The organism is Paenibacillus sp. 276b (genome assembly GCF_900107875.1).
GTDB lineage: Bacteria > Bacillota > Bacilli > Paenibacillales > Paenibacillaceae > Paenibacillus > Paenibacillus marchantiae.
Window position 1 is genome coordinate 1,605,998 of the sequence record NZ_FNRR01000001.1, and the last position, 24,251, is coordinate 1,630,248.

Consider the following 24,251-nt stretch of genomic DNA (forward strand, 5'->3'; position numbering starts at 1 on the left):
AAATTCGATAGTGAATTATAAAAACGATTATTATTTACAGAATCGATTATTTAATGTATTATCGAAAATGAAAATAAAAGGAGGTAATTTACAATGAACAACAATCCATTTTCCAAATTGCCAGAAGTAGCAATCTTTCAATTGGAGAGTAATGACATTATGGAGGGACATCCTCTACCGACCCAGCATTATTCGGAGATGTCAACACTTGAGGGAAGTAAAGATCTCTCGCCCCATTTGAAGTGGTCGGGTGCACCCGACGGGACAAAGAGTTTTGTCGTAACTGCATATGATCCGGACGCCCCAACTGGATCGGGGTTGTGGCACTGGGCCGTTATCAACATCCCTGCCAGCGTAACCGAGCTACCTACAGGCGCAGGTGACGAGTATTCCAGCGGTTTGCCGCAAGGCTCCTTGCAACTACCGAATGATTTGAGACTTGAACGCTTTATCGGTGCAGCGCCTCCAGCGGGACACGGTCCGCATCGATATTATTTTGTCGTTCATGCGCTGGACGTCGAAAATATTAGTGTCGCCCCTAATTCCACGCCAGCTCTCCTTGGATTCACCATGCTGAGTCATACGCTGGGGAGAGCAGTTCTCATGGCAACAGGGGAAATCAAGTAAACCAAGATGTTGAAGCATAGGAAAGAATGATATGAAAAATTCCGAGTATCTTATGCGTGTTTACGATTTTTTTTGCACACAACAGGGTTTGAAAAATAAGTACTCCATGCAATGCGGAGTCAAGTACGGAGGAAGTGGTGAAGCTGAACGATCACCCACATCATCATGTATGCCCCAATTGCCAGCAGCCAATTATAATTTTGAAGCATACCGTCATTTGCGGCTGTGGGAGCAAGATTAAAAACAAAGTGAAATTTAGAATATATCCAGAAAAACTGAAAAGTCCTCATCATTGAGGACTTTTCAGTAAATTAGCGTTGACCATCTCTACCAGCGAAGTATTTAAAATATTACATTGTCGGCTTAATCAGATGAAACTTTTATCATCAAAGGAATACAGGTTCGTTATTTCATCAATACAGTTTTATCCTATAGAAATGAGGCATTCCAATGCAAACCAATCATAGCGTTCAAAAAAATAAAGGAGAATTATTACTTGGTTTACTTGTCTTTACACTCATCATATCCGTCATGAATGCAACCATGTTTAATATTGTACTCCCTAATATCAGTAAACAATTTCAAATTTCTTCCTCACAAGCGAGTTGGATCATCACAGGCTATATGATTGTGTACGCAATTGGCTCGGTAACTTACGGTAAATTGACAGACAGATACAGCTTGAAGAATTTATTGACGTTTGGCCTACTGCTTTTTGCAAGTGGGTCTGTCATCGGCTTAGTGGCTAGTGAATATTGGATGGTCATTGTGGGGCGAATTGTACAGGCAGCTGGTGCATCAGTCATTCCGGCGATTTCTATGATTGTACCCGTTCGTTACTTTACATCTGAAAGGCGCGGTCGTGCATTAGGTACCGTTGCAATCGGATTTTCATTGGGTTTGGCCATTGGTCCGATCATTGCCGGCGTGGTAAGCAGTACATGGAACTGGCGGGTACTATTTGTAATCTCGCTTTTATCATTACTAACTTTGCCGATGTATCGGAAGTATTTAGATGATGAAAAGGGAGTTTCCAGAAAAATGGATTATATTGGCGGAATACTTCTGGCCGGTACCATAGCCATTTTGTTACTGGCTTTAACAAACGGAAGTGTTTGGCTTGCCTTAGGCGGGATTCTTATTTTCATTTTTTTCGTACTACGTATACGCTATACTCCAAACCCATTCATAAACCCGGCCATATTTCGAAACAAACCGTTTTCATTCGGTCTAATTATTACTTTCGTCATGATCGGGATTGGCTTTGCCTTTCCATTCATTACACCTCAGCTACTTTCTTCTGTACACCACTTGTCACCGGTTTTCATCGGAATAGTGATGTTGCCGTCGTCTTTAATGGCCGCGCTTTTGGGTCGACAAGGCGGTAAATTAGCAGATGATAAGGGAAATCGTTTCCTTGTGTTTACTGCAGCTGCACTTCTTATTATCGGTTTTCTCTCTTTGTCTTCAGTCGTTGGTATGTCGCCAGTATTTATAGCGATCTTTCTTATTTTTGGTGTTCTTGGTCAATCGTTCATGCAAATTGCAATGTCAAACACGGTTTCACGTACACTCTCACAAGAGAATATCGGCGTAGGGATGGGATTATTCTCGATGGTCACTTTTATTGCTACGGCCACATCAACAGCTGTTATCGGCAAGATACTAGATTTGGGCACATCGACCATTAACTTAAATCCGATACCACAAAACAGTGCAACTTTCGTATATAGCAATATTTTCCTGACACTTCCCATTCTTATCGTTGCCGTAGCTGCATTATATTATGTCCAATTCAGGCGAACAGGTACAATGGCTAAGGACGAAAAGATGAATAGCGAACCAGTTACTTAGTCACGGTAATATGGAAATGCTAGGTCAGATCGGGTTAGATAACATCAAAAAATTAAATCTAGCCTGCTTAATCAAAAAAATCTGCATGCCAGTTTATTCAAAGTTAATAAGAGACATTCTTCTTGCTGAGAATCTATAACTCTTAGGTTCTATGCTGTTAATTAGATCACACTTATTACGGTTCTCCGCGCTGTCTGTAACGGCAAGTTTAAAGGCCATCCTTTGTGGGATGGCCCTTCCTTTTCTAGCTTTTTTAAAGTATCGTACACGTTAACACAAAAAGTCCATATCAATATAGGGAGTGTTATTTAACAAATTTTCATAGTAGAAGCGTCGGGCTTGCTCATCCCATTCGCTCCAATCAGGAGCGTTAAAATCTCTGCTTCTATAGAACGCGGCTAATACTCTAGCTTGCCTTAAATTAATAAATAATGGGATTTTGTTTAACCAACTTTGACTCACAGTATTTTCCTTACAATAGCCGTTTAAAAAGTTGCAATAGTAACGCTTTGCAATCTCCCTCCTTACATCTCCAGACACAACCCACGGAATAGGAATTTCATAAAGTAATGGTGTAGCAATATCAGAAACAAACCAGCTATATTCCGCATCGTCATAGTCAATAATAATAGCTTTGTCCCCATCATTAAGATAATTTCCAGGGCTGATATCCCCATGAATAAGACCGTACGTATCTTTTTCCTTGGGTAGAGCGCTAACTTCAGTAATTAAACGATCAAAGTTATCGTGTAATTCTAACGGACAGTACTTCTTGAATGAGGCTAATAGGGCATTATCATTCCATTCAAAGCGTGAATGTTGGGACGAATAATGAAGTGAAAACTTATGTATTTTCCCGACCATTTGACCGATATTCTCATAAAACGTATTGCTCTCCTCGGCTATTACTGCATTTCTGCCGGGTGCTTTCTCAAAAGCTGTCACAACAAAGGACTCGTCAATGATATGAATAAAATCCCCGGATAAAGACTGAATGGGCCTCGCTACTTTCATTCCTCGATCAGCCAGGAACATGATATAATCTAGTTCCGCTCTTGTTAATAATTCATTTCGATGTGTGACATGGGCAATTCTTAAAATAACTTCTCGATCTCCAATAACCCCGGAATAAACGAAATTTTGAAACCCATTTAATTCGAAAATGGAGTCTTCACGTATTCCAAAACATTGCGCGGACTGTCTCAATATATCTTGTGTGTATAGTCGTTTAATCTTTTTATCCATATTTAACCTCACCCCTTTACTTTTATGGTAACAAAAGGTGCTGATAAAAAATATACTGAATTTGATTCAGAATCAAACTCTACACAAAAAGCCACATCGGAAAGCTCGATGTGACTTACAAGTGAATCTATTTTTTAGAGTAAATGATTTTCTTGATGCTTTCGTAGGAAAGACCGATTTTTGTGCAATTTTTCAGGGGTCGGGACATACCATACAAACAACCGCCATTGTTTATAGAAAAGACTTTGCATGGAGCAGATTGTGGATTTTCTCACCAGTTGAAACCCTCGATCCCTCACACACATAGCGTCATTTAATCAAGTACGTTTTTCCGTGAGATACGTTCTGACAGCAGGAGCAGTATACATTGAAAATTGATTAAGTATCCCTTCCGGAGTTTGATCTATTAAGACCATATCCCGAACGTTCGGTTGCATGAAACGTTCTCGGTCCATAACATTAAACATGGATACAATGGGATCGAAGTACTGATTAACATTCAATAAACCACAAGGCTTTTGATGCAGGCCAAGCTGGCCCCAAGTAAATATCTCAAAATATTCTTCCAACGTCCCTGGCCCCCCCGGGAGTGAAATAAATCCATCTGCTAATTCAGCCATTTTGGCTTTACGTTCATGCATAGAATCGACCATAATAAGTTCAGTCAAACCTTTATGCGCAATCTCACGAGTTTGTAAAAAATGAGGAAGCACTCCAATTACACGGCCCCCTTTTTCCAACACTGCATCAGCAACTTCTCCCATGAGCCCAGTAATAGCTCCTCCGTAAATCAGAATGATTTCTCGTCTGGCTAGTTCATGACCCAGTTCTATTGCAGCCTCTTTGTATATTGCAGACTTTCCTTCTTTGGAACCACAGAATACAGCGATTGATTTCATAGATACATTTTCTCCATTTCTTTTGTTAACTGCTTTATACTTTCTATATATTACAGGTGAAACTATGACATCTTTATGTCATAATTAGATTAAAAATTTTGGGGGATCTCCATGAAAATTGAAAGGATTCTATCGATAGTGTTACTTTTGTTAGAACGTAAAAAAGTGAGTTCCTCTGAATTCGCGAAAATGTTTGAGGTCACTCCTCGTACTATCTTTCGAGATATCGAAACTATTACCAAAGCCGGAATTCCAATCACCTCTTCCCCTGGTGTGAATGGGGGCTTCAGTATTATGGAACGTTACAAATTTGAGAAGAAGATCTTTACTCAAGCGGAGATACTAGTTTTAATACTTGGATTAAACAGTATCCATTCGACTGTTTCTAGCAACGAAGTATTGAATGCCATTGCTAAAGTGAAATCTTTGATCTCGGAAGATGAAAATCGACTGGTAGATAAACTAATAGCAATAGATCCTTCACCTTGGTTCGGAAGTACTCATGTCAAACCACCTGAATTGGGGCAAATTCGAACCGCAATTGAAGAGGACCGCTTAATTACATTTGAATATCTAGATCCTTTTGAAGGTATGACTCCTTTGGAACTCACCATTGAGCCTTGCCGATTAGTATTGAAGAATTCAGTGTGGTATATGCAAGGATTTTGTACAGATAAAGGGGGATTCCGAATGTTTAAGGTTTCCCGTATTTCTTCTCTTGTTACTCACCATGATACATTTAGGAAAAGACAAATCGAAGACGAGGTTTTAGATATTACGGAGAAAGAAATCATTCATTTAACTCTGCTTTTTGACCAATCACTTATTCCTTATATGAGCGAGTACTGTGGAGAGAACAACATTCGCTTATATGAAGGTGCTAAGTGGATAGCAAAGTTCCCCTTCATTCCAAATGACCATGGATATACTCATTTACTTAGCTTTGGGGACAAATGCGAATGTATCGAGCCTGAACATGTAAGAAGCGAGTTAACCAAACGAATTGAGGGTATTCACAAAATCTATTCCACTTAAAAAAACGCATCGATTTCTTCCATCGGCACCTTTATTACGCCTTTCAATATCCCCTGCCTCGTGTTAAATCGCTCTGTAAAAAAAGAAAGGCTCGCACAGGCAGGGTATTATTACTTCCCTTCCCAATACGAGCGTCTACGTCAAATTGCACTCAAACGGTTGATCCGGGTGTGTACTTTTAGCAATCGTTTCATTTCATGTAGCGATACTCTAGTAGATCCTTCAAATTTGAGATTTTCTGCAGAAGCTTCTCCCCGACATTGGTTTCCCTCACCAGCTTCCGCTCCAGTTCTTTGTCCACTAATCTTTTTACAGATAACACGTCTATTCCGTTACATAACACATCTTCTTTTGAATTAAATTTCTTATGGGCGACGAGCTGCATGCCAAAGGAATTGTACAACAAGGTGTATCCGGCAATGCCCGTTGTGGATTGATAGGCTTTGGAAAAACCGCCGTCAATCACGATCATTTTTCCGTTTGCTTTAACAGGGTTCTCTCCACGAATTTCTTTGACTGGCGTGTGGCCGTTAATGACATGTCCATGGTCCGGATTCAAATCAAACTCCAGCAAGATTTTTCGACAGGTCTCTTCATTTTCACGTAAATGGTAGTAAGGATTCTTTCTCTCCTTATGTGCTTCTTTATCTTGGATAAAATACCGTTCAAAAGTGGTCATTTCTCTCTTTCCAAAGAGCGAGGAACATTCCCCTGTCCAGATGTACCATACCATATCCGTCGCCAGATCTTCTGTCTCTTCCGGGTGCGCATAGGCGTAACGCAAATAATCTTCAAAAACATCAAGCAATTGACGGCCTGCATATGTCTTGTCTTCAATCTGCATTTCTTCCATATTTCCTTCTTCATCCAAAGGAATACAGCCGTGGATTAACAAATTCCCGTTGTATTTTAAATAAAGGCTTCCCTTTTTCATGAGAAAATTCATATGTCTGGCCAGCTTTTCGGAATGCTGAACGGAGAACAGAAGCTTTTCCATCACCTGGCGTTCTTCCTCCAGCAATTGTTCAGGATTCTGCGGATTTACTGTTGCGAAACAGGTGTTTTCCAGCAGGTACGTTTTTCCGCAGATATTAATTTCATTTTTCTCGTAATCAATCTGCTCCAGCAAAAGTCTTTCAGACATATTAAAGTATGGACGTCTTTTGATAATCGGGATTTCAAGTTTAAACTGGATCATGGCAATGGCTTGGTGAATTTTGGTGATCTGCAGAATTTCCTGCTCCGATACGGTATGGCCAGCCTGTAGCTTCGGTCTGAAGGGCGAATTGTCTTCATAGTATTTCTCCGCCAAGTTTAGCAGTGGGCGTAGATTGATTCCGTATACATCTTCAATAATGTCCAGATTGTCGTATCTGGCGCAGATCCGGATAATATTCGCAAGGCAGACCAGAGAACCCGCGTAGGCACCGATCCAGAGGACATCATGGTTCCCCCACTGAATGTCTACAGAATGGTAGTTGATTAGCGTATCCATAATTTTATCGGGATCCGGCCCCCGGTCATAGATATCTCCAACCACATGAAGATGGTCAACCACCAGGTGCTGGGTTGTATAAGCAAGGCCGATAATGAGCTTGTCCGCCTGGCCCAAGGATATAATTTGCCGATATATTTCCTCATAATAAGGATCCTTATTGTTGGTCGAATCCGTCTTGTATAGAAGCTCTTCTACAATATATACATACTGCTCCGGCAGCGCTTTACGCAATTTCGAGCGCGTATACTTGGAAGAGGCATAAGAAATAAGCTTAAGCATTTGTTCAATCGTTTGTCTATACCACTGGTTCAAAGCCTGTTTATTGCACAGTTCCCCTATAACCAGCTGTATTTTTTCTTCCGGATAATAAACCAACGCCGCAAAATCATTGATTTCCTGATCCGTCCAAACCTCCCGGAATATTTCTTTGATTTTCTCTTTGACGGTACCCGAACCGTTTCTTAGTACATGCTGAAAAGCCTGGAACTCCCCATGCAAATCACTGACAAAATGCTCGGTTCCCTTCGGGAGATTGGAGATCGCTTCAAGATTGATGATCTCTGTTATAATTTTTTCTTCCGTATCATATTTCTGGGCCAATAAATCTAGAAACTGCTCATCCAAAACAGATGTCCCCCTTCAAGGAAGTTATGTGGCATTAATTTTACAGGAAATTTCAAAGGACGACCCTTTTGAACCATAGCTAAAAAGAAAAACATTGGGTTTTTGCTAACTCTTTACCTGTATGGTTAACAATAAATATAAAATTATTTATATGGTGATTATCAGCATTGCCTTCCCCCATCATACTCCAGTTTCTCATATATGAACAAATTTCATTAAAGGGATGTATTTTGGAGTTGCTCATTTAAGTCCACTGACTCACGTGTTATCCCGTTGCTTAAAACTTTTGAAAACAGGATTAGGAAGGAAGCGAGAATATGAACAACCATTCGTTAAAGGGATTAGCTCCTTGGCTTGGGACACGAACTTGCACCGATAACATAAAAAAAGCCGCTAAAATAGCGACTTCAATGGGACTATGTTCTTGTCCCCCGACAGCAGTGCCGTCTCCCTGCCCCCCATCGCGTTGCAGATTCCTTAATAATTTATTTTGCTTTCTCTAGGTTTATTGAAACCATCCCATCATTTTCTTCATCAATTAAAGCAACTTCAGAATCAGATATCCATTTAAGCTCACCTAGATGTCTAGCATATGCAAATTCATCTGGAAATTCTGAAATTACTTTTTCTAACAGTATTTGTGTCCCGTCTCGGTGCATAATAGAAAGATATATATCCATGCTTTCTACATTGTGTTGACAAATAACCTTAGCACTGTAGTTCTTTTTAGGACTCTTGAACACTTTCTTCCAGACCCACTCATTTACATACCCTAACTCTTCAATTTTCAGAGCAGTCTCTTTAAATGGTGTAATATCCCAATTTTTATCCAAAACCAGTTTTTCTATTCCATTCATAAGCAGTTGGAGCGTTGTTCTTTTTTTCTCCGTCTCATTTCTTACGCTGAAGTCATCCAAATTAAATTTGATTTGTACTACACAGACTCCTGAATCATTAATAATCCTCTCATCCGAAATATTTTCAACGCAATCCACAAGAATTTTCCAACAATCTTTCGTTTTTTGTTTTCCGAATAAACGTTCAAACATAGCAGTTATACAACGCGTCTCCAAACTAAATGAACGCCGTTTCCATTTCCAATTTAACTCGTAATCCTTTTTTGTCGCATCGTCATATTCACAATTTTCTTCTTTCATTATTGATTCAACATTTTCATCATCTATTATATAAGGTAAATCTAGATCAAATGCTTTTAGATACAATACGCTCATCTCCCTCTATTTTCCCCATGGAGTTCTTGTTGATGTATACTCATTGAATTGCCTTTTTTCCATAGTCTCATAGCATTCACTTTCTCCCAATCGAGGGCTTCTCAGCCTGGTTGGTTTTTACTACTTTTGCTTCGTATTTTATGCTTCCTTTATTTTTATTCCATTTAAAAATCGGTCATACAAAAAAACCGTCGATCTCATTTTTAGATTATCGACAGTTTTTTGGAGCATTTTATGTAATGTTTTTGTCACCCTACAATTTATTTTTCTATTCTTACTCCATCTAGATCTTCATTTTTTTCAATGCATAATGGGAATGAAAAAACCTCAGCTGAGTTAACCAAGCTGAGGTAAATGAATTAACTATTTAATAACTTCAACCTTTTTATCCCCAGCTGACTTCGCTACATCAAACGTTGTTTGACCTTGGATAGCGACTATTACGCCAGTAGCCAGCATAGAAACGATTAAAGCTGCGCTGAGGGCTTTGGAAATTTTTTTCTTGACCATAACTACACCTCCTCCGATATCTATTATGTAATAAGTACTCCACTAAATAATTACAATATTTAACTTTTTATGTTGGGTAATCCACCTGGTGATTGTATTATAACGTACTGACAATGATTGTAAAAGGATTTTTTCCTTGTGTTCAAATAAAATAAAGTATTAGACTCGGGCTATTCAACTAGAGTTTCCCGCTAGTTCAATAAAATGAGCAGATAGCATCCGCCGAGCATAGAGGGGAGACCTGAGATGATTCACTGTAAGCCTTGATTTTATACATAAAAGGAATTAATTCTGTTAGTTCACGGCCACTCACCCTAATTAGAGCGTCTCAACTAATTTCTGAATCTTTGAGTGGGAAATTAAATATACAGGACCCATTATGTCTTTTTTGCCGTCCTTTACACGTATAGCGCTCTCCTGCTCTGCCGCGTAAACATCAATCTCTTCAGACAAGGGGAACAGGTAGCCTTGAACAAACGTGGCGTAGTCGCGTTGAGAATGAGATTCATAGGCAAAATGATCAAAGCCAATACCATCATAAATAGTACTTGTTTCAACCAAAAATAATATTAGCCTGCTTCAACCATGTCCACTCAGAAACATCATCAAAGTTAATTTGCTCACCTGTATAACCAGACGGATCAGCGCTAATCATAACAAGCGATTTTCTGTCTGTTATATCCTCATGCAACAATTTGACCAGCTTCTCTGGAAAGAAATCATTAAACCAACTGAGATAGTAGTGAGATTTCAAACTTAATTACCTCCATATGTACTATTTACATTCTTCCATCTTAACGATAAAACATATTATACACGCTAGAAAGACAAACGGTTTTTCAGCCATTTCGTTTACACACCCTTGTACACTTTTCCTAAATCCAACTCTATACTACCATAACATGGAATTTAAGTATGAGAAATATGCTTCCACGTTAACCTGCCCGATAGCTTAATGAGACATCATCACGCTAATATAATATTCCCGTTTTCTGATCATTTTGATGCCTTCTTCTTAGTTTTATTGAGCTAACGTTCCCCGTTAGTTCACTCATATCAACTCTGAGATAAACATTGGTGTAGCTCCATCCTCTGTATTAAAACCCAATTTATTATAGAAATCCACTGCATAAGGATAAGAAATTAATACTTTTGTTTTACACCCTTTATATCTATCAAGCATTATATTCATCATTTCCTTACCTATACCTATACTCTGATAACTCGGATTAATAAGCATATAATGAAAATATACCGTTAAAACACCATCTGACAAAGCATTTATTAAACCAACAAGCTTTCCTCCCTCCCAAGCGGTAACAATTGAATGAGACCCCTCCGATTGCTTGTAAAAGCTCGTTTGGATACTTGCCAGACTCCCATCCTACCGAAAGAAATAACTCCTGGAGTGCATCCTTAGTGATATCCTCTTTGCTTGAATCGTAATAAATACTCACACCTATAACTTCCTTTCATAAAACTAACTACGGCACAACATCTGTTTTAAACTCCCATATTTCGATGGTTTTACAACCCGTACGAAGCCATAAAATATTACCGACAAAGCAGTTTAGGATTTATCAAAGTGAATGATCACTTTATTTACCTCAATATACTATTAAAAATATGTAGAGAAAATGGATTAACTGAAGTGGAATTTGGATTTGTTTACATTAAAGAATTCATCAGAATACTTCTTGATGCCTCTTTTATACATAGGCTATATGGTTTTATTCTCATTCTGTAAACGAAAAACATCCCTTGCTGCTTCAATGAAAGATAACATGATTGGTGAAAGCCACTTGTCTTTATGCCACAACATCTGTGTATACACGTGCAAATCCGGAATTTCCCATGGAAGGACAACAAGTTCTCCGCGTTCAATTTCAGCTTCCACGACGATTTCAGGAAGAAAGGCAATACCGATTCCAGAAATCGCACATTTTTTAATGGCTTCAGCACTTTGAAACTCTAAATACGTAATGCTATCAACGCCTTCTTTCTCGAATGACCGGTCAAACATAGTTCGATATGGACAACCCTTCTCATTGGTCAGGAACACTTCTTCATGAAAATCTTCCAATTGCAGCACAGTTCGTTTGGCGAGCGGGTGATCTGGAGCAGCTAACAATCTGAAATGTTCTTCCAGCAGCGGTTCCACGGAAAGTCCACTCGAGCGAATGGGTTCATCCAACATATAAACAATATCCGTGGTTCCCTCAAAAAGCGTTTGCTTGAGCTCTTGATTTGGAACTGAGCGAAAGATCAGACGAACTCCCGGATGTTGCGAACGAAACCGTTGAAAGACAGGCGGAAGCCGATAGGAGCAAATAACCTCATTGGCACTTATCGTTAGGGTGCCACTTAGATTTTCATTGTCATGAACAGCACTACGAGCTTCCTCCATTTTTTCAAGAACGCCTTGGGCGTGTGTTAAAAAGCGTTTACCCGCAGTTGTGAGCGCGAGTTGCTTGCCCAACCGATCAAAGAGGCGAACACCTAGCTCATCTTCCAATGCTTTAATTTGCATCGTGACGTTGGAAGGAACGTAGCTCAGCACTTCTGCTGCCCGCGTGAAATTTAATGTTGTTGCAACCGTACAAAACGTATTCAGTTGACGCAATTCCATCCGATGCTCCCCCTTCATCTTTCAATTATATTGAATACTATCTTGAATTCTATTCACTTTTATTGATGGTATCATGGCTCTATACTGAGCACAAGAGATCACAGTGACATGTGGTTTTTCATTTTGAAGGGAGCGACCATACGATGGACTATGAAATTTTTAATTTGGGTGATGTACTCTTACAATCAGCAGTGACGTTACCTAACGCTTTTCTTGCTTATAAAACTTACGGAAAATTAAATGGACAGAAAGATAATGTTATCGTCTATCCAACTGCTTTTGGGGATCAGCATATTCAAAATGAATGGCTAATTGGCAGCGGGATGGCATTGGATCCAGAGAAATATTTTATTATCGTTCCAAATTTGCTGGGCAATGGACTATCTTCATCTCCCAGTAACACACCTCATCCATTCGATGGGGCTAATTTTCCACAGGTAACCATTTATGACAACGTTAGATTTCAGCAGCAACTGCTGACCGAGAAATTCGGCATTCAAAAGATTGCTCTCGTCGTAGGGTGGTCCATGGGCGGCATTCAGGCATTTCAATGGGGTGCAAGTTATCCAGAGATGGTCGAACGAATTGCACCTTTCGGGGGAATCGCCAAACCTTGGCCTCACACATATGTAGTTCTGGAAGGTGTAAAAGCTTCCCTGCTATCTGCAGTCCGCTTCGACTCAAGTAAACTAAACCAATTGACTTCTACTGACATGCGCGCCGTTGGCCGGGTCTATGCAGGATGGGGACTATCGCATGCGTTTTATAGAGAAGAGCTTTATCGTGAGATGGGATTTGACACATTGGAGGATTTTGTAGCTGGTGTCTGGGAAGAGAGCTTTATGAATATGGATCCGCACAATGTTCTGTCCATGTTATGGACAGGCCAACATGCAGATATTAGTGCCAACCCTTCCTATAAGGGAGACTTTGATAAAGCACTTCAGAGCATAAAAGCTCTTGCCTGTATCATGCCGGGGAGCACGGATCTCTTCTGCACAGCGGACGACAATGAATACGAAGCTGAGCGCATACCCAACGCTACCTTTAACCCAATACAATCGAAATGGGGCCATTTTGCCGGTCGTGGAATCAACAGTACCGATAATCAATTTATTGATGACAATCTGAAGCAATTGTTGTCACATAGCGCAAAAGAATAGATCGTTATCTGTATTGGATGTCTGTCAGGCATAACAAGATCCCTATTTTTAGCCGGTATATTTCTCTCATGAATTAACAACCTAATCTAACGTATTTGAGGTCACCAGATCCTACTGGTTCGACCTCTTCTTTTTTTTCTGTGTTTTTACTAGCTTTAACGAATTAAATGAAGTCTGAAGTTCTAGTTTTTATCCACATTGAATGATGTTAGGTTTTGTAAACAAAGAGACTGTAACATGTCTTGAATCTTGTAAGTCAACCTTACTTTTTTTATCGTTCGCATACTTGAAGTATGTGACAAAATTCAATTAACCTTCCTATGAATAGGAACAAGCTTTTGTCCTCGGACAATTTTTTCTTCAGTTGTCATTTTAGTGGCCACGTTGTTCATTGCATAGTATTGCCATTCCTCCCTAATAGTTGAGGTTCCATCCGTTGCAATAACCACTTGATATCCATAATCCGCACCAGCTCTGGGTTCAAATCAATAATTAATAATGCTGTTTTTTTAGGATTGAAATTCATTTTTATTCTTCCTTTCTTTTAGGCACATCCTATTCATTCGTGATTACAATTTTGCCATTTGCTGAGTTACTCTCCATTAACAGATGAGCCTCTGCTATTGCTTCTAGTTTGAACACTTTAGCAATGGGCGGAATAAGTGCATGGTCCTTTATATGATTAAATAGATCGACCAGCACCGTTTCTTTAATAACTTCACTTGTAAAAGCCGTAAAGAAAACACCTGTTGGTATATCAATCAATGGTTCGAAGGAATCGAGGGTCCATTCATTGCCTAATATGCCTGACATACATAAGATTCCTCGTTCTGAGACCAATTTCAAAGATTCCTTCAAGGTCACCGTCCCGATCAATTCCAACACTTTGTTCACTCCATTTGGAGCAATTTCAACTACTTTATTCGTAAAATGTTCATCATCAAGTAATGCGAGGTCCGCACCCGCCTGCTGAAGATATGTCAGCTTTCCGCTGTCACGAGTGGTCGATATAACGGTGGCTCCTACACTTTTGGCAAGCTGGAGGGCAGCCAGACCAACGGAACTGGTCCCGCCTCGAATGAGAAGCACTTCTCCTTTAGTTAATTGAAGACTTTCAAATAAAGATGCATATGCCGTGTAATACATTTCTGGAATGGCAGCGAGCGTAGTCCACTCCATTCCACCAGGAATGAGATACACCTGCTCTGAAGGAATCAAAACATACTCGGCATAGCTTCCATCAAATTCTCGCCCCAACCCTCCCATCAGAGAAGCGACATGCTGTCCTTTTTGGAAAGTGCTGTCCGATGCGTCCTCGATCTCCCCCACACACTCAATACCAATGATCCGTGGAAATTGAACGGATGGTGAATGCCCCTGCCTTGTATACATTTCCGAGCGGTTAATGCCAAATGCTCTGATCTTGATTAATACCCAGCCTGGTTTAACTTCGGGAATGGGAACCTCCCGTACTTTTAGTTCTTCAGGTGCACAGGCACCTTCCAGTACAACTGCTTTCATCAAAATTCATCTCCCCGCTCCGATGTAGATTCGTTTTTCCAACTGAATGAATAATGTATTTGTCGCCAAGGCAAGTCCTGCGGACAGGATGCTTCCCCACAGAATTTTATCGATATTCATGGTGCGTAAACCATCATATAAGATCGTTCCTAACCCGCCAGCATTGATGAATGCAGCAATGGTCGCCATGCCAATCGTAGATACGGAGGCAAGTCGCAGTCCTGTAAAAAGGGTTTGAATCGCCAAGGGTACCCGAATCTGAATCAATATATGCATACGACTCATGCCCAGCCCGGTAGCTGCCTCAATAATAGGTTGTTCCACATGATTCAAACCTGCGATAAAGTGGCGCAGAAGAATGTATTGATTATATAGAATCAGCACGATGATTGCCGTCGTTGTACCCAGTCCCGTCACAGGAATCATGATGGTGAACAAAGCCAGGCTGGGGATGGAATACAAAATGGAAAAAACATAAATGAAAATGCGTGACACCCAGTCGGAAGTCAGGATTACGATGGTTAGAAGCACGGCGACAATAATTGAGATCACCATGGTTATGACAAGTATCTCCACATGCTCGAACAGTGCGCTTCCCCACTTATCTGGATGTTTGATGGCATAATCGATCATTCTAAGGCCTCCCAGAAACGTTCTTGCTCCCTTGAAGATTGAATAAGCGACGCTACGAATTCATCTGCAGGATGATTAACGATTTCTTTAGGCGTGTCAAACTGGCACACTTTCCCTTGATTCATAATTATGACCCGGGTGCCCAACTTGAACGCTTCATTAATGTCATGTGTGACGAACAGGAAGGTTTTATTCGACCCTCCATGAATTTTCAATAATTCATCCTGTAAATGTAGACGGGTAATCGCGTCCAAAGCACCAAAAGGCTCGTCCAGAAGCATGATCGCAGGATTGGTCGCTAAAGCTCGGGCGAGTCCAATTCGCTGTTGTTGCCCTCCCGATAATTGTGAAGGATAGCGATGTTCATACGTCCGAGGGTCCAGTCCCACCAGATGCAGTAGTTCGGAGACCCTCTCCTCGATTTTCTCTTTATCCCATTTCAACAGACGAGGTACGGTAGCGATATTTTTCGCGATGGTCATATGTGGGAACAACCCAACCTGCTGAATGACGTAACCGATTCTTCTTCTTAGCATCACGGGATCTATGGATACAATGTCTTCTCCAAACAGCTTAATGTTCCCCTGAGAAGGTTCGTACAAACGGTTTACCATTTTCAAAAGCGTCGTTTTTCCAGATCCAGAGGAGCCCAGTATGGTAATAAACTCCCCTTCTTCAATAGACAAATTGACATGATTCACTGCGTATTCATTGGATTTTGAATATGTTTTGCACACATTATGAAATTTGATGGCTGGTGGCCCCATGTTACCACTACGTTTATTGGATGGATTCATAGAAGGCTTTTGCGACGTCTTCATATTCTTCTTGATCGACATCAACTTTGGCATTAAGTGCCGTGATCGTGTCTGTGTCCAGTGCCGAACTGATCTTATTGATGACTTCAGCAATATCTGGATGTGCAGACAGTACTTCATCACGGATGACAGGAGCCAAGTTATAAGGGGGCCATACTTGTTTGTCATCTTCCAATAGGATGTACTGATCTTTATTTACGAGTTCTCCTTCCGTCGTATATGCAGGTGCAACATCTGCCTCATTATTTTTAAGCACTTCATATTTCAGACTATTATCGTAGACTTTGGAGGACTTCCAGTTTAGCTTGCCATATACTTTTTCCAATGCTGGAATACCGTCGGCACGCTGATCCACTTCTCCTTGAGAGGCAAATCGAAGCTCGGTTGCATGCTTTTGCAAATCAGAAATCGTCTTAATTCCCCATTGTTCCGAGGCTTCTGCACGTATGACGAGCCCTGCTCCATCATTGGCTTTGGAATAGTCGAGCCAGGTTAAGTTGAACTGCTTTTTGTATTCTTCCTTCACTTTGGCATATACTTCATCCGGATCAGTCAACAACTCCAGCTTCAGGATGGCTAACAAACCGGTGCCTGTGTATTCCGGATACATATCAATATCTTGATTCACAATGGAAGAATGGATCACAGATCCCGCAATGTTAGGTACACGCTCTACTTGGTAGCCGGCATCCTCCAAGGCCAAGGCGTAAAGTTCTCCCACAATCAGATTTTCAGTGAAATCTTTGGTGCCGATTCGAATTGATGTCTCTTTATTTTCCGAAGGCTGATTTTTTTGCTCACCACAGGCGCTCAACAGGAGCGATAATACGATGATAAGTGAAGTTATGATATAGATTTTTTTCTTTTTGTTTTTCATGTCGTTTTCCTACCTTTGCAAAAATTGATATCGAAATAACATTCGTTCGGATATATCAAGCAAGACTCCGATTAAGATGGCCAATATCGCCACAGATCCCCCGCCAATTAGAAGCAAATCGATTCGATTGAGTCCTAGACCGGTGAAAATGATCTCACCGAATCCACCAGCTCCGATCTTGGCTGCCAAGGTGGCACTGGCGATAATTTCAATGGCAGCTGTTTTGATTCCTGTCAGAATGAGTGGTGCAGCAAGAGGGAACTTGATCTTCCACATCATTTGACGATCAGACATCCCCGCCCCTATAGCAGATTCAAGAACAGATTGAGGAATATGATTCAAACCGGAAATGGTATTCATCAATATGGGAGGTACCCCCAATAAGATTAAAGCAACCAATGCTGGCTTCATGCCAGTGCCCATCAACGGAATTAATAGGAGTAAAACAGCCAGGCTAGGCACAATCCGCAGAATCTGAATCAGCGATACAATCCACTTTTCCGAGCGTTTGTATGTGATGGTCAGATATCCCAGTGTAATTCCGATCCATGCAGAACAAAGCAATGCCAGTAAACTGACCTCTATATGCTCTCGCCCCAGAGCGAAGAAAGCACTCCAATTGTCTGAGAAATAGGTTGCCAATTGCATTCCCAAGCTTTCTTGCAACATGTTCCCTCCTTTCATTCAAGTTGCTTTTCCCTCGACAGCTTTATAATATAAGCATTATAATCGTTTTGAAAGTAGGCACCTTTTTATTAGATAGGAACCAAAAAGTAACTATTGGAGGATTAGCTTAAATGTTTACCAAAAAAGAGTTGCCTGAATGCCCTGTAGCAACAACTGTCGGTTTGATAGGTAACAAATGGAAATTACTTATCATGAGAGATCTTCTGAAAGGAACCCAACGGTTCGGTGAGCTTCGCAAAAGTATTCCGGAAATTAGCCAAAAGGTATTGACCGAAAATTTGCGTTCCATGGAAGGAGACGGTATCGTCATTCGTACCGTCTATGCGGAGGTACCGCCCAGAGTCGAATACAGCTTGAGCGATTTAGGTAATACGCTGAGACCCATCATTAGTGTGATGGAAACATGGGGAATGGATTATAAAAAGCTCAATGAGGATACTTCGACCGATACAGACGAATAGGATTACGGATAGTAGAAAAATGAGCGAATCCATGTTCAGGATGCGCTCGTTTTTTGGTGAGTCCTTTTGTGAAATTGTAAAAGTGTTCATGCTTCCTAACTAAAGGTATAAAAAGCAGGTTTTATAAGCACCTCCGCTGAGGAAAAAAAGATTAGATAGATATCTAATCGGTAATGGGAACATGTTCTTACCCATTCCGGCAATCGTTATAATTCATTTCTCCAATTATCCGGGTTAGTTTTTAGCCTTTACTTGGTTCTATGTAAAATTCCGCCAAGGAAATGTAGCGGAAATTTTTTAAAGTTTACTATATTAAACTAAGAATGCTTTAGAAATGATGACTAACAGGATGAAGAGTACCAATATTGCACCTGTGCTACTATAACCTCCACCAAACCCTCCGATACTTCCATTGCCATACTCATATCCAACTTCACTCATATTTCTTCCCCCTCATTTTCGATATATATTAAGCTATTCAGAAATGTTTAATTTGACACGGCTAAAATGAAAGGTTTCTACAAGAGAGTTTAGTTCAATCTCGTCTTGTTATCGTATTCACGAGTTATGTTAGAACAAGAGTATCACCCTTTTTCAATTCGACAAACAAAACCCCCGCCAAAGCGTGGTTTTGGAATACCAATGAAGAAAAAAAGGTGTTACTTTAAGATATGCTAATAAAAATAAGATGTGAATAATAATTATCAAGATTTTCCCTCAATTACATCTTCTTATCTTACAAACTCAAGAAAAGTTCCATCAGAGTTTCTATAACCTTTCCAATCCTCTTTCGGCACAAGTTATTTCTCGAAATCTTTATACTGACGGCTCCCGACAATGGGAACGAACGTAATTGCGCAGCTCTGTCAGAACGGCCATTTCGTAATAATGCCGGTTGATCGTTCCTCCATCATCGTAGACGTGCTTTTGCCAACGGTTTGAAATGAAATTTAGGGGTCATTTAATAAACACAGGCTGTTTTCGGCGTTCTCTACAATGAATGATTTTGTAATGAATTATTTTTTTAAACCAGCTGCATAGAATGGACCATTAACTGATATGGTCGTTAAGATACAAGCCATTTCTTGAGGAGTTTCTTTCGTACCACTTTCCAACCATTGCTGAATTACCCCTATTATTGCAGTCCCCATATAAGCAGCTAAATATTGTCCTGGAACAAGAAGATTTTCTTCTTTTACAAATGAGTTTGGATTATTTCCATAGAGTGTTTCCCACATAAATTGTTTCAATCTGGTTTGAAATGTTAAATCCCCGTTTGGACCTAACACAGCTTTCATAAATCCACCATTCAAATTTAAATACTCAAATATTGAAACGGTTAAGGAAAATGGAATTAATTTTTCAGAGTCACTTTCAAGTGCGGCAATAACACTTGGATAGTTTTGTTTTGTAATTCTGGACATATCAAGCATAATTTCTTCCTCACATTTAGTCATTAAATCAAATTTGTCTTGATAGTGAGCATAAAACGTACCTCTATTAATGTTCGCCTTCGTTGTTATGTCTTTAACCGTAATTGCTTTAAAACCTTTTTCATTTATTAGTTCAACTAGTGCTTGTCGAATGGATTCTTTTGTCCGAATGACACGTAAATCAGGGTTAATATTGCGCAAGTAAATTCCTCCTTAATTTTATCCAACACAATCATTAAAGGTGTTCCGTAACCAACACATTTGGCATTTTTAATTATTGAACATAGACTTCTCCAATTTTATAATTCGAAGTGTAATAAACAACAGGTTGTTCGTTTATTATAACTTATCATCTGGGAGGGGATACAGGCAAAATTAAAACGAATATAAAAGCTAAGCAAAATTCGATATAAATAATCGGAGTTTTCATGCAAAGTTGAAACCAACACATCCCCATGACACTGTATAAGGTTTGAGCAAAATAGTCGTGACTACTTCACTTATGAAAATCAAGAGATAATCATCGAAAAGGATGTTCCCCTCAAAATGAAGGATTATATTATATGTAAATTTGTTACATCCGGACAAGCCTGGTAAATTTCTTCCGTACCCCAAACGAGGTTTTCTAAAATGCGAATAACGTTTTGATGCACGGAGACGATATCAACTAACGAGAGAAGATTTTTAAATCAAAGAATGCAATTCAATTTTAAGGAGGAAGCAACTATGGATAAAGTAAAAGAAATGATGTTATTCAACCCATCATTCGAATATATCGATGATGGAGTAGAGCACGGTATACTGAGCCAATTTAACCCGGGTACAACGGTGCTAAAGAAAGGCTATCAAGTAGATCAACGTTTTATGCCACTGCCGTGTGATGTGATTTTTGAAAAAGATGTACCGGTAAAACTTAGAGATGGTGTTACCATCTACACTGATGTTTTCCGCCCCTCTGGAGCAGAAAAGGTTCCTGTTATTATTTCTTGGAGTCCTTATGGAAAGGCAGCCGGCACAGCCCCAAGATACACAAATCTTTTTGGTATGATTGGTATACCTGATTCAGAACTTTCGGGTCTTCATAAGTTCGAAGGCAGTGACCCCGCTTACTGGTGCAATCATGGTTATGCAGTTTGCAATCCTGATCCGAGAGGAGTTGCTCATTCTGAAGGCGATATATTTATGATTGGTACACAAGAGGCTCGTGACTGCTATGATCTTATTGAATGGCTTGCAGAACAGGAATGGTGTAACGGAAAGGTCGCTACAAGCGGTACTTCGTATCTTGCATTTTCACAGTGGTTTATTGCTGCTGAGCAGCCGCCCCACCTTGCAGCAATAAATCCGGAGGAAGGCTTGGGAGATGCTTATCGTGACCTCATTCGTCGCGGTGGTATACTTGATGTAAACTTTGCATCTCGTCTGCAGGTTAACCATGTACATGCCGGTGAAGCTGTTAGGAGAGAAGATGTACATGATGAAGGACTTAAATATCCATTTGCCAACTGTGACTTATGGGAGGATAAAATTGCTAGATTCGAGAATATAACTTGCCCTGCTTATGTTGTAGCAAGTTACAGCAATACATTGCACACACCAGGCACATTTCGTGCTTGGAGAAATATGCCAAAGGAAAACAAATGGCTCCGTATCCATGACAATCAGGAATGGCCGGATTTCTACAAGGAAGAACAGCAGGAAGATCGCCTTAAATTCTTCGACCATTTCCTTAAGGGAATAGATAATGGCTGGGAGAAAACACCTGTGGTGCGGTATGCGCTTCATGATTTTGAAGGCGGTCATTACGAAGGTATAGAAGCTGAAACGTTTCCACCAGAAGGAACGGTATACAAGAAGATGTATCTTAACGGAGTTACTCGTACTCTTTCAGAAACACTTGCCCAAATAGATATACCTGCAATTTATGATAGTGAGGCATCTCTTGCACAGGCATCATTCCTTTATAAAGCAGAGGAAAAGACAGAACTTGTCGGTTATCCTAAAGCAAAACTTTATGTTGAAGTTGATGGAAGCGATGATATGGATATACTTGTATATCTCTATAAGCTTGATAAATTCGGAAATCACCTTCAGCAGTTTGTAATTCCAAATATGACTGCAAGGATGCATGATCTAACAGACCGCGGCGGAAGTGTTTTAAGATATAAAGGAAGCAATGGTCGTCTTCGTGTATCAATGAGACACCTTGATGAAGAAAAGAGTACAAATGAAGTACCTGCATATACTTTTGATCGTGAAGAAAAACTCCACAAGGGTGAGATTGTAGAGATTGAAATTGAGATGTTCCCAATTGGAATGCTCCTTTATCCGGGAGAGCAACTTCGCTTTATTGTAAGCGCCAAGGATGAAGTCGGTGGCATAATGCCGGGTACACCTGCCGCACCACCGGTAAATCATGGTAAGCATATTATTCACTGCGGCGGACAGTATGATTCGTTTTTGCAGCTCCCTTTTAGAAAATAATTTTTAGTCATCCGTCCTTGAGAAACGCAGTCTGCATGTCCCATTGGGGGTACCACCAACAAAACGCGAAAAACGTACGATAAATCAAACAAGCTGGAAATTCTGTATGCTAAGGAATTCCGGCTTGTTTTGTGTAAGTGCTGTGGAAGATCAACTTTTAACCTCGTAATGCTTCTTGCTTCCTTTCCCTTCATCATCCCTTCTTCGTACTGTGTATCAGACACTATGCTCCTCAACAGCACTTCTATATAGCTAAACGTGCTGTTGAGCGCCTGTTCTTGTTAAATGAGGGTCATTGGCAGGAACATTGTCACTAACGGACAGGTGGTGCAAAGACTGGAGCCAATCTAGACGGATGTACCTTTTCCCCGATACTATAAAACTCACAAAATTTCATTATTAGCAGATTCCACTTATCTGGATCGATATAATTCTCCTCTCCATGGGAAGTTTTTTTATGCGATAAAAACTATAAGAACACTTAACACTCAGCTTAATAGCAGAAAATTTGCACATCAATATGTATTACCTTCATCACACATTTAAACGCGTCTCAAGCATAACGATAATTTAATTGGAATATGTCATGAAAAAACATTTTGAGAAGACGAAACAATTATTGGAAAACTCAAATTACACTATAACGCGTTTTGCTGTTATTATTGGACTTTCTAGCGCTGCGCATTTTGCGTCAACCACGAACATCTATAACTACCATAAAGTATCAGGATTGTCTGCGTTAAGCGATTATGTGAATGCAACTGATATGCAAGATTTACCTACGAGGATGATGCAATCCCCTTTTTATAGTACAAGCACTGCTGAACATAAATTCTACAGCTGACAGCTCATTATTCTTCCAGTTGAGATACTCGGCATTCAGGATGCCCCGCTGACCTACTGTAAGTGTATTCAAATTCATTTGTGGCGGCCCCATGTGATCCCTTTATTTCGTGGCTTCAGCAATACCTTCAGCCTGTGCTTGCTTAATACCACTACGTTCCTCTTTGGCAAGCCAGCTAAGTATCTCACAAGATCCATAATAAGCTGCCCGATCCCCTCAACCGTTTGATGGACTTAACAAATTATTTATCCCCCTCACGGATGAAACGCTGTACAACCTCACCTTCTCGAAATTTCATCTGTATGTTGACCAGAGCTCGATTATAAGTCATTTATTTTATCCCTAATTGGAAATGTCCTCGTTCAGTGAGTAAAAAATAACAAAACACTTACCATTCAATGATATATATTGCGCAATTATTTCTTTTCTTTTTTTCGTTTTTTATCATCAACTGATGTTGGATAGCTAACGTGCAAGAGTCTGGTTTAGTCAGCCTAATGCACGCCTTGTCGCCATCATATAATTGTATAAATGATCAAAAGAAGGCCGAGAACCTTGAAATAGTTACATGACCTGCGCTGTTAGCTATTACTGATGAATTAGCAATGGTAATAGGAAACCCAGATATATTCCTAAATTGAATTGTATCTCCAACAGCAAAGGACTCAACTTGAACTAAAACCAATTGACCACTTGTTGCCGTGGTTACAGCAGCAGCCAGATATGCTGTAGAATTATTTAGCGATAGCCCAATTGTTGCTCCTGGTAATGTAGCAGCTGCAAGATTTAGTACAACACTTATGTTGTACAAACCTGCATTTTGTATTGTGAAAACACTAGTTGCTGCATTATAAGTAAGTGCAGTAAATTGGTTTGGAGTAATATTTAAAATATTTGATCCAGAAGCAATTGTCTGAGGTTGAATATTACCATTAAAGTATGAGTCTACAAACGTAGGAGTTGCGCCTGTTGCGCCTGTTACCCCAGTAGATCCTGTCGCACCAGTGGCGCCAGTAGCGCCTGTTCCCGTTGCACCTGAGACACCGGTTACTCCAGTAGAACCCGTCGCTCCGGTGGCTCCGATTCCCGTTGCGCCTGTCGCACCAGTTACACCTGTAGATCCTGTAGATCCTGTTGCACCAGTCGTTCCTGTTCCTGTGGCACCAGTCACACCGGT

Annotated in this window: 22 protein-coding genes and 2 pseudogenes; 7 read left to right on the forward strand and 17 right to left on the reverse strand. The window is 40.2% G+C overall.

All coding sequences use genetic code 11. From position 1 onward, the window contains the following. Window positions 1–93 precede the first annotated feature (93 nt). On the forward strand, window positions 94–627 hold the full coding sequence (locus BLV50_RS06830; protein WP_063567472.1) for a YbhB/YbcL family Raf kinase inhibitor-like protein: 534 nt from the start codon (window positions 94–96) through the stop codon (window positions 625–627). Between the two features lie 450 nt (window positions 628–1,077). Further along, the gene (locus tag BLV50_RS06840; protein ID WP_090806642.1) at window positions 1,078–2,481 is read left to right on the forward strand and encodes an MFS transporter; all 1,404 of its coding nucleotides are present in this window, start codon (window positions 1,078–1,080) and stop codon (window positions 2,479–2,481) included. A 270-nt stretch (window positions 2,482–2,751) separates the two neighbouring features. Here BLV50_RS06840 and BLV50_RS06845 read toward each other — a convergent pair whose 3' ends face one another. Further along, window positions 2,752–3,726, reverse strand: coding sequence for a phosphotransferase enzyme family protein (locus tag BLV50_RS06845; RefSeq protein ID WP_090806644.1), 975 nt, complete (start codon window positions 3,724–3,726; stop codon window positions 2,752–2,754). Window positions 3,727–4,043: 317 nt separating this feature from the next. Beyond that, a complete protein-coding gene (locus BLV50_RS06850) occupies window positions 4,044–4,625 on the reverse strand; it encodes an LOG family protein (RefSeq protein WP_090806645.1) in 582 nt (193 codons plus the stop codon). A gap of 111 nt (window positions 4,626–4,736) precedes the next feature. On the opposite strand from BLV50_RS06850, the gene BLV50_RS06855 reads away from it, so the two are divergent. Beyond that, window positions 4,737–5,660, forward strand: a complete 924-nt coding sequence (locus BLV50_RS06855; protein ID WP_090806648.1) for a helix-turn-helix transcriptional regulator — start codon at window positions 4,737–4,739, stop codon at window positions 5,658–5,660. Window positions 5,661–5,850: 190 nt separating this feature from the next. Here the strand turns inward: BLV50_RS06855 and BLV50_RS06860 are convergent, their stop codons facing one another. The 6 genes and pseudogenes from BLV50_RS06860 to BLV50_RS06880 all read right to left on the reverse strand — a co-directional run bounded on the left by BLV50_RS06860 (window position 5,851) and on the right by BLV50_RS06880 (window position 12,153). After that, window positions 5,851–7,782, reverse strand: a complete 1,932-nt coding sequence (locus BLV50_RS06860; protein WP_090806650.1) for a fructose-1,6-bisphosphatase — start codon at window positions 7,780–7,782, stop codon at window positions 5,851–5,853. 485 nt (window positions 7,783–8,267) lie between these two features. After that, window positions 8,268–9,005 carry a hypothetical protein gene (locus tag BLV50_RS06865; protein WP_090806652.1) on the reverse strand — a complete coding sequence of 246 codons (738 nt, stop codon included), beginning with the start codon at window positions 9,003–9,005 and terminating at the stop codon, window positions 8,268–8,270. Between the two features lie 372 nt (window positions 9,006–9,377). Further along, window positions 9,378–9,524 (reverse strand): hypothetical protein, encoded by a 147-nt coding sequence (locus BLV50_RS32685; RefSeq protein ID WP_177031130.1) that lies wholly within the window; start codon window positions 9,522–9,524, stop codon window positions 9,378–9,380. Between the two features lie 318 nt (window positions 9,525–9,842). Continuing rightward, a pseudogene (locus BLV50_RS06870) lies at window positions 9,843–10,278 on the reverse strand (hypothetical protein). A 297-nt stretch (window positions 10,279–10,575) separates the two neighbouring features. Then, window positions 10,576–10,899, reverse strand: coding sequence for a GNAT family N-acetyltransferase (locus BLV50_RS06875; RefSeq protein ID WP_371129233.1), 324 nt, complete (start codon window positions 10,897–10,899; stop codon window positions 10,576–10,578). A 345-nt stretch (window positions 10,900–11,244) separates the two neighbouring features. Next, window positions 11,245–12,153, reverse strand: a complete 909-nt coding sequence (locus BLV50_RS06880) for a LysR family transcriptional regulator (RefSeq protein WP_064637850.1) — start codon at window positions 12,151–12,153, stop codon at window positions 11,245–11,247. A gap of 143 nt (window positions 12,154–12,296) precedes the next feature. On the opposite strand from BLV50_RS06880, the gene BLV50_RS06885 reads away from it, so the two are divergent. Then, window positions 12,297–13,316, forward strand: a complete 1,020-nt coding sequence (locus BLV50_RS06885; protein ID WP_090806654.1) for an alpha/beta fold hydrolase — start codon at window positions 12,297–12,299, stop codon at window positions 13,314–13,316. A 388-nt stretch (window positions 13,317–13,704) separates the two neighbouring features. Here the strand turns inward: BLV50_RS06885 and BLV50_RS32690 are convergent, their stop codons facing one another. The 6 genes from BLV50_RS32690 to BLV50_RS33055 are packed head-to-tail and all read right to left on the reverse strand — an operon-like array spanning window position 13,705 to window position 17,834. After that, window positions 13,705–13,842, reverse strand: coding sequence for a hypothetical protein (locus BLV50_RS32690; RefSeq protein ID WP_177031131.1), 138 nt, complete (start codon window positions 13,840–13,842; stop codon window positions 13,705–13,707). A 29-nt stretch (window positions 13,843–13,871) separates the two neighbouring features. After that, window positions 13,872–14,837, reverse strand: a complete 966-nt coding sequence (locus BLV50_RS06890) for a zinc-binding alcohol dehydrogenase family protein (protein ID WP_090806656.1) — start codon at window positions 14,835–14,837, stop codon at window positions 13,872–13,874. Between the two features lie 6 nt (window positions 14,838–14,843). Beyond that, a complete protein-coding gene (locus BLV50_RS06895; protein WP_090806658.1) occupies window positions 14,844–15,470 on the reverse strand; it encodes an ABC transporter permease in 627 nt (208 codons plus the stop codon). Beyond that, window positions 15,467–16,267 carry an ABC transporter ATP-binding protein gene (locus BLV50_RS06900; RefSeq protein WP_256336225.1) on the reverse strand — a complete coding sequence of 267 codons (801 nt, stop codon included), beginning with the start codon at window positions 16,265–16,267 and terminating at the stop codon, window positions 15,467–15,469. The genes BLV50_RS06895 and BLV50_RS06900 overlap by 4 nt, the downstream gene beginning before the upstream one ends. Further along, window positions 16,251–17,165: a glycine betaine ABC transporter substrate-binding protein gene (locus BLV50_RS33050; protein WP_090806659.1), complete on the reverse strand. Its 915-nt coding sequence runs from the start codon at window positions 17,163–17,165 to the stop codon at window positions 16,251–16,253. The genes BLV50_RS06900 and BLV50_RS33050 overlap by 17 nt, the downstream gene beginning before the upstream one ends. A gap of 9 nt (window positions 17,166–17,174) precedes the next feature. Further along, on the reverse strand, window positions 17,175–17,834 hold the full coding sequence (locus tag BLV50_RS33055) for an ABC transporter permease (protein ID WP_090806661.1): 660 nt from the start codon (window positions 17,832–17,834) through the stop codon (window positions 17,175–17,177). A 128-nt stretch (window positions 17,835–17,962) separates the two neighbouring features. Between BLV50_RS33055 and BLV50_RS06915 the strand changes: the two genes are divergently transcribed. Further along, the gene (locus tag BLV50_RS06915; protein WP_063567488.1) at window positions 17,963–18,313 is read left to right on the forward strand and encodes a winged helix-turn-helix transcriptional regulator; all 351 of its coding nucleotides are present in this window, start codon (window positions 17,963–17,965) and stop codon (window positions 18,311–18,313) included. Window positions 18,314–18,625: 312 nt separating this feature from the next. Here BLV50_RS06915 and BLV50_RS06920 read toward each other — a convergent pair whose 3' ends face one another. Both BLV50_RS06920 and BLV50_RS06930 read right to left on the reverse strand, forming a co-directional pair. After that, window positions 18,626–18,754: a sporulation protein YjcZ gene (locus tag BLV50_RS06920; RefSeq protein ID WP_082935059.1), complete on the reverse strand. Its 129-nt coding sequence runs from the start codon at window positions 18,752–18,754 to the stop codon at window positions 18,626–18,628. Between the two features lie 575 nt (window positions 18,755–19,329). Further along, window positions 19,330–19,947 (reverse strand): TetR/AcrR family transcriptional regulator, encoded by a 618-nt coding sequence (locus BLV50_RS06930; RefSeq protein WP_090806663.1) that lies wholly within the window; start codon window positions 19,945–19,947, stop codon window positions 19,330–19,332. Between the two features lie 525 nt (window positions 19,948–20,472). On the opposite strand from BLV50_RS06930, the gene BLV50_RS06935 reads away from it, so the two are divergent. Both BLV50_RS06935 and BLV50_RS33060 read left to right on the forward strand, forming a co-directional pair. Further along, the gene (locus BLV50_RS06935; RefSeq protein WP_090806665.1) at window positions 20,473–22,230 is read left to right on the forward strand and encodes a CocE/NonD family hydrolase; all 1,758 of its coding nucleotides are present in this window, start codon (window positions 20,473–20,475) and stop codon (window positions 22,228–22,230) included. 586 nt (window positions 22,231–22,816) lie between these two features. Continuing rightward, the gene (locus BLV50_RS33060) at window positions 22,817–23,074 is read left to right on the forward strand and encodes a hypothetical protein (protein WP_218135369.1); all 258 of its coding nucleotides are present in this window, start codon (window positions 22,817–22,819) and stop codon (window positions 23,072–23,074) included. Between the two features lie 535 nt (window positions 23,075–23,609). Here the strand turns inward: BLV50_RS33060 and BLV50_RS32700 are convergent. Continuing rightward, window positions 23,610–24,251: pseudogene (locus BLV50_RS32700) on the reverse strand (hypothetical protein); the annotation flags it as partial.

What these genes read in the sequence shown, in the direction of transcription:
- BLV50_RS06840 (WP_090806642.1), top strand. Translation starts at nt 1,078, where the DNA reads ATGCAAACCAATCATAGCGTTCAAAAAAATAAAGGAGAATTATTACTT.
- BLV50_RS06845 (WP_090806644.1), bottom strand. Translation starts at nt 3,726, where the DNA reads ATGGATAAAAAGATTAAACGACTATACACACAAGATATATTGAGACAG.
- BLV50_RS06915 (WP_063567488.1), top strand. Translation starts at nt 17,963, where the DNA reads ATGTTTACCAAAAAAGAGTTGCCTGAATGCCCTGTAGCAACAACTGTC.
- BLV50_RS06920 (WP_082935059.1), bottom strand. Translation starts at nt 18,754, where the DNA reads ATGAGTGAAGTTGGATATGAGTATGGCAATGGAAGTATCGGAGGGTTT.
- BLV50_RS06880 (WP_064637850.1), bottom strand. Translation starts at nt 12,153, where the DNA reads ATGGAATTGCGTCAACTGAATACGTTTTGTACGGTTGCAACAACATTA.
- BLV50_RS06890 (WP_090806656.1), bottom strand. Translation starts at nt 14,837, where the DNA reads ATGAAAGCAGTTGTACTGGAAGGTGCCTGTGCACCTGAAGAACTAAAA.
- BLV50_RS06895 (WP_090806658.1), bottom strand. Translation starts at nt 15,470, where the DNA reads ATGATCGATTATGCCATCAAACATCCAGATAAGTGGGGAAGCGCACTG.
- BLV50_RS32685 (WP_177031130.1), bottom strand. Translation starts at nt 9,524, where the DNA reads ATGGTCAAGAAAAAAATTTCCAAAGCCCTCAGCGCAGCTTTAATCGTT.
- BLV50_RS06885 (WP_090806654.1), top strand. Translation starts at nt 12,297, where the DNA reads ATGGACTATGAAATTTTTAATTTGGGTGATGTACTCTTACAATCAGCA.
- BLV50_RS06830 (WP_063567472.1), top strand. Translation starts at nt 94, where the DNA reads ATGAACAACAATCCATTTTCCAAATTGCCAGAAGTAGCAATCTTTCAA.
- BLV50_RS06900 (WP_256336225.1), bottom strand. Translation starts at nt 16,267, where the DNA reads ATGAATCCATCCAATAAACGTAGTGGTAACATGGGGCCACCAGCCATC.
- BLV50_RS06935 (WP_090806665.1), top strand. Translation starts at nt 20,473, where the DNA reads ATGGATAAAGTAAAAGAAATGATGTTATTCAACCCATCATTCGAATAT.
- BLV50_RS06850 (WP_090806645.1), bottom strand. Translation starts at nt 4,625, where the DNA reads ATGAAATCAATCGCTGTATTCTGTGGTTCCAAAGAAGGAAAGTCTGCA.
- BLV50_RS33060 (WP_218135369.1), top strand. Translation starts at nt 22,817, where the DNA reads ATGAAAAAACATTTTGAGAAGACGAAACAATTATTGGAAAACTCAAAT.
- BLV50_RS32690 (WP_177031131.1), bottom strand. Translation starts at nt 13,842, where the DNA reads ATGAATTTCAATCCTAAAAAAACAGCATTATTAATTATTGATTTGAAC.
- BLV50_RS33050 (WP_090806659.1), bottom strand. Translation starts at nt 17,165, where the DNA reads ATGAAAAACAAAAAGAAAAAAATCTATATCATAACTTCACTTATCATC.
- BLV50_RS06855 (WP_090806648.1), top strand. Translation starts at nt 4,737, where the DNA reads ATGAAAATTGAAAGGATTCTATCGATAGTGTTACTTTTGTTAGAACGT.
- BLV50_RS33055 (WP_090806661.1), bottom strand. Translation starts at nt 17,834, where the DNA reads ATGTTGCAAGAAAGCTTGGGAATGCAATTGGCAACCTATTTCTCAGAC.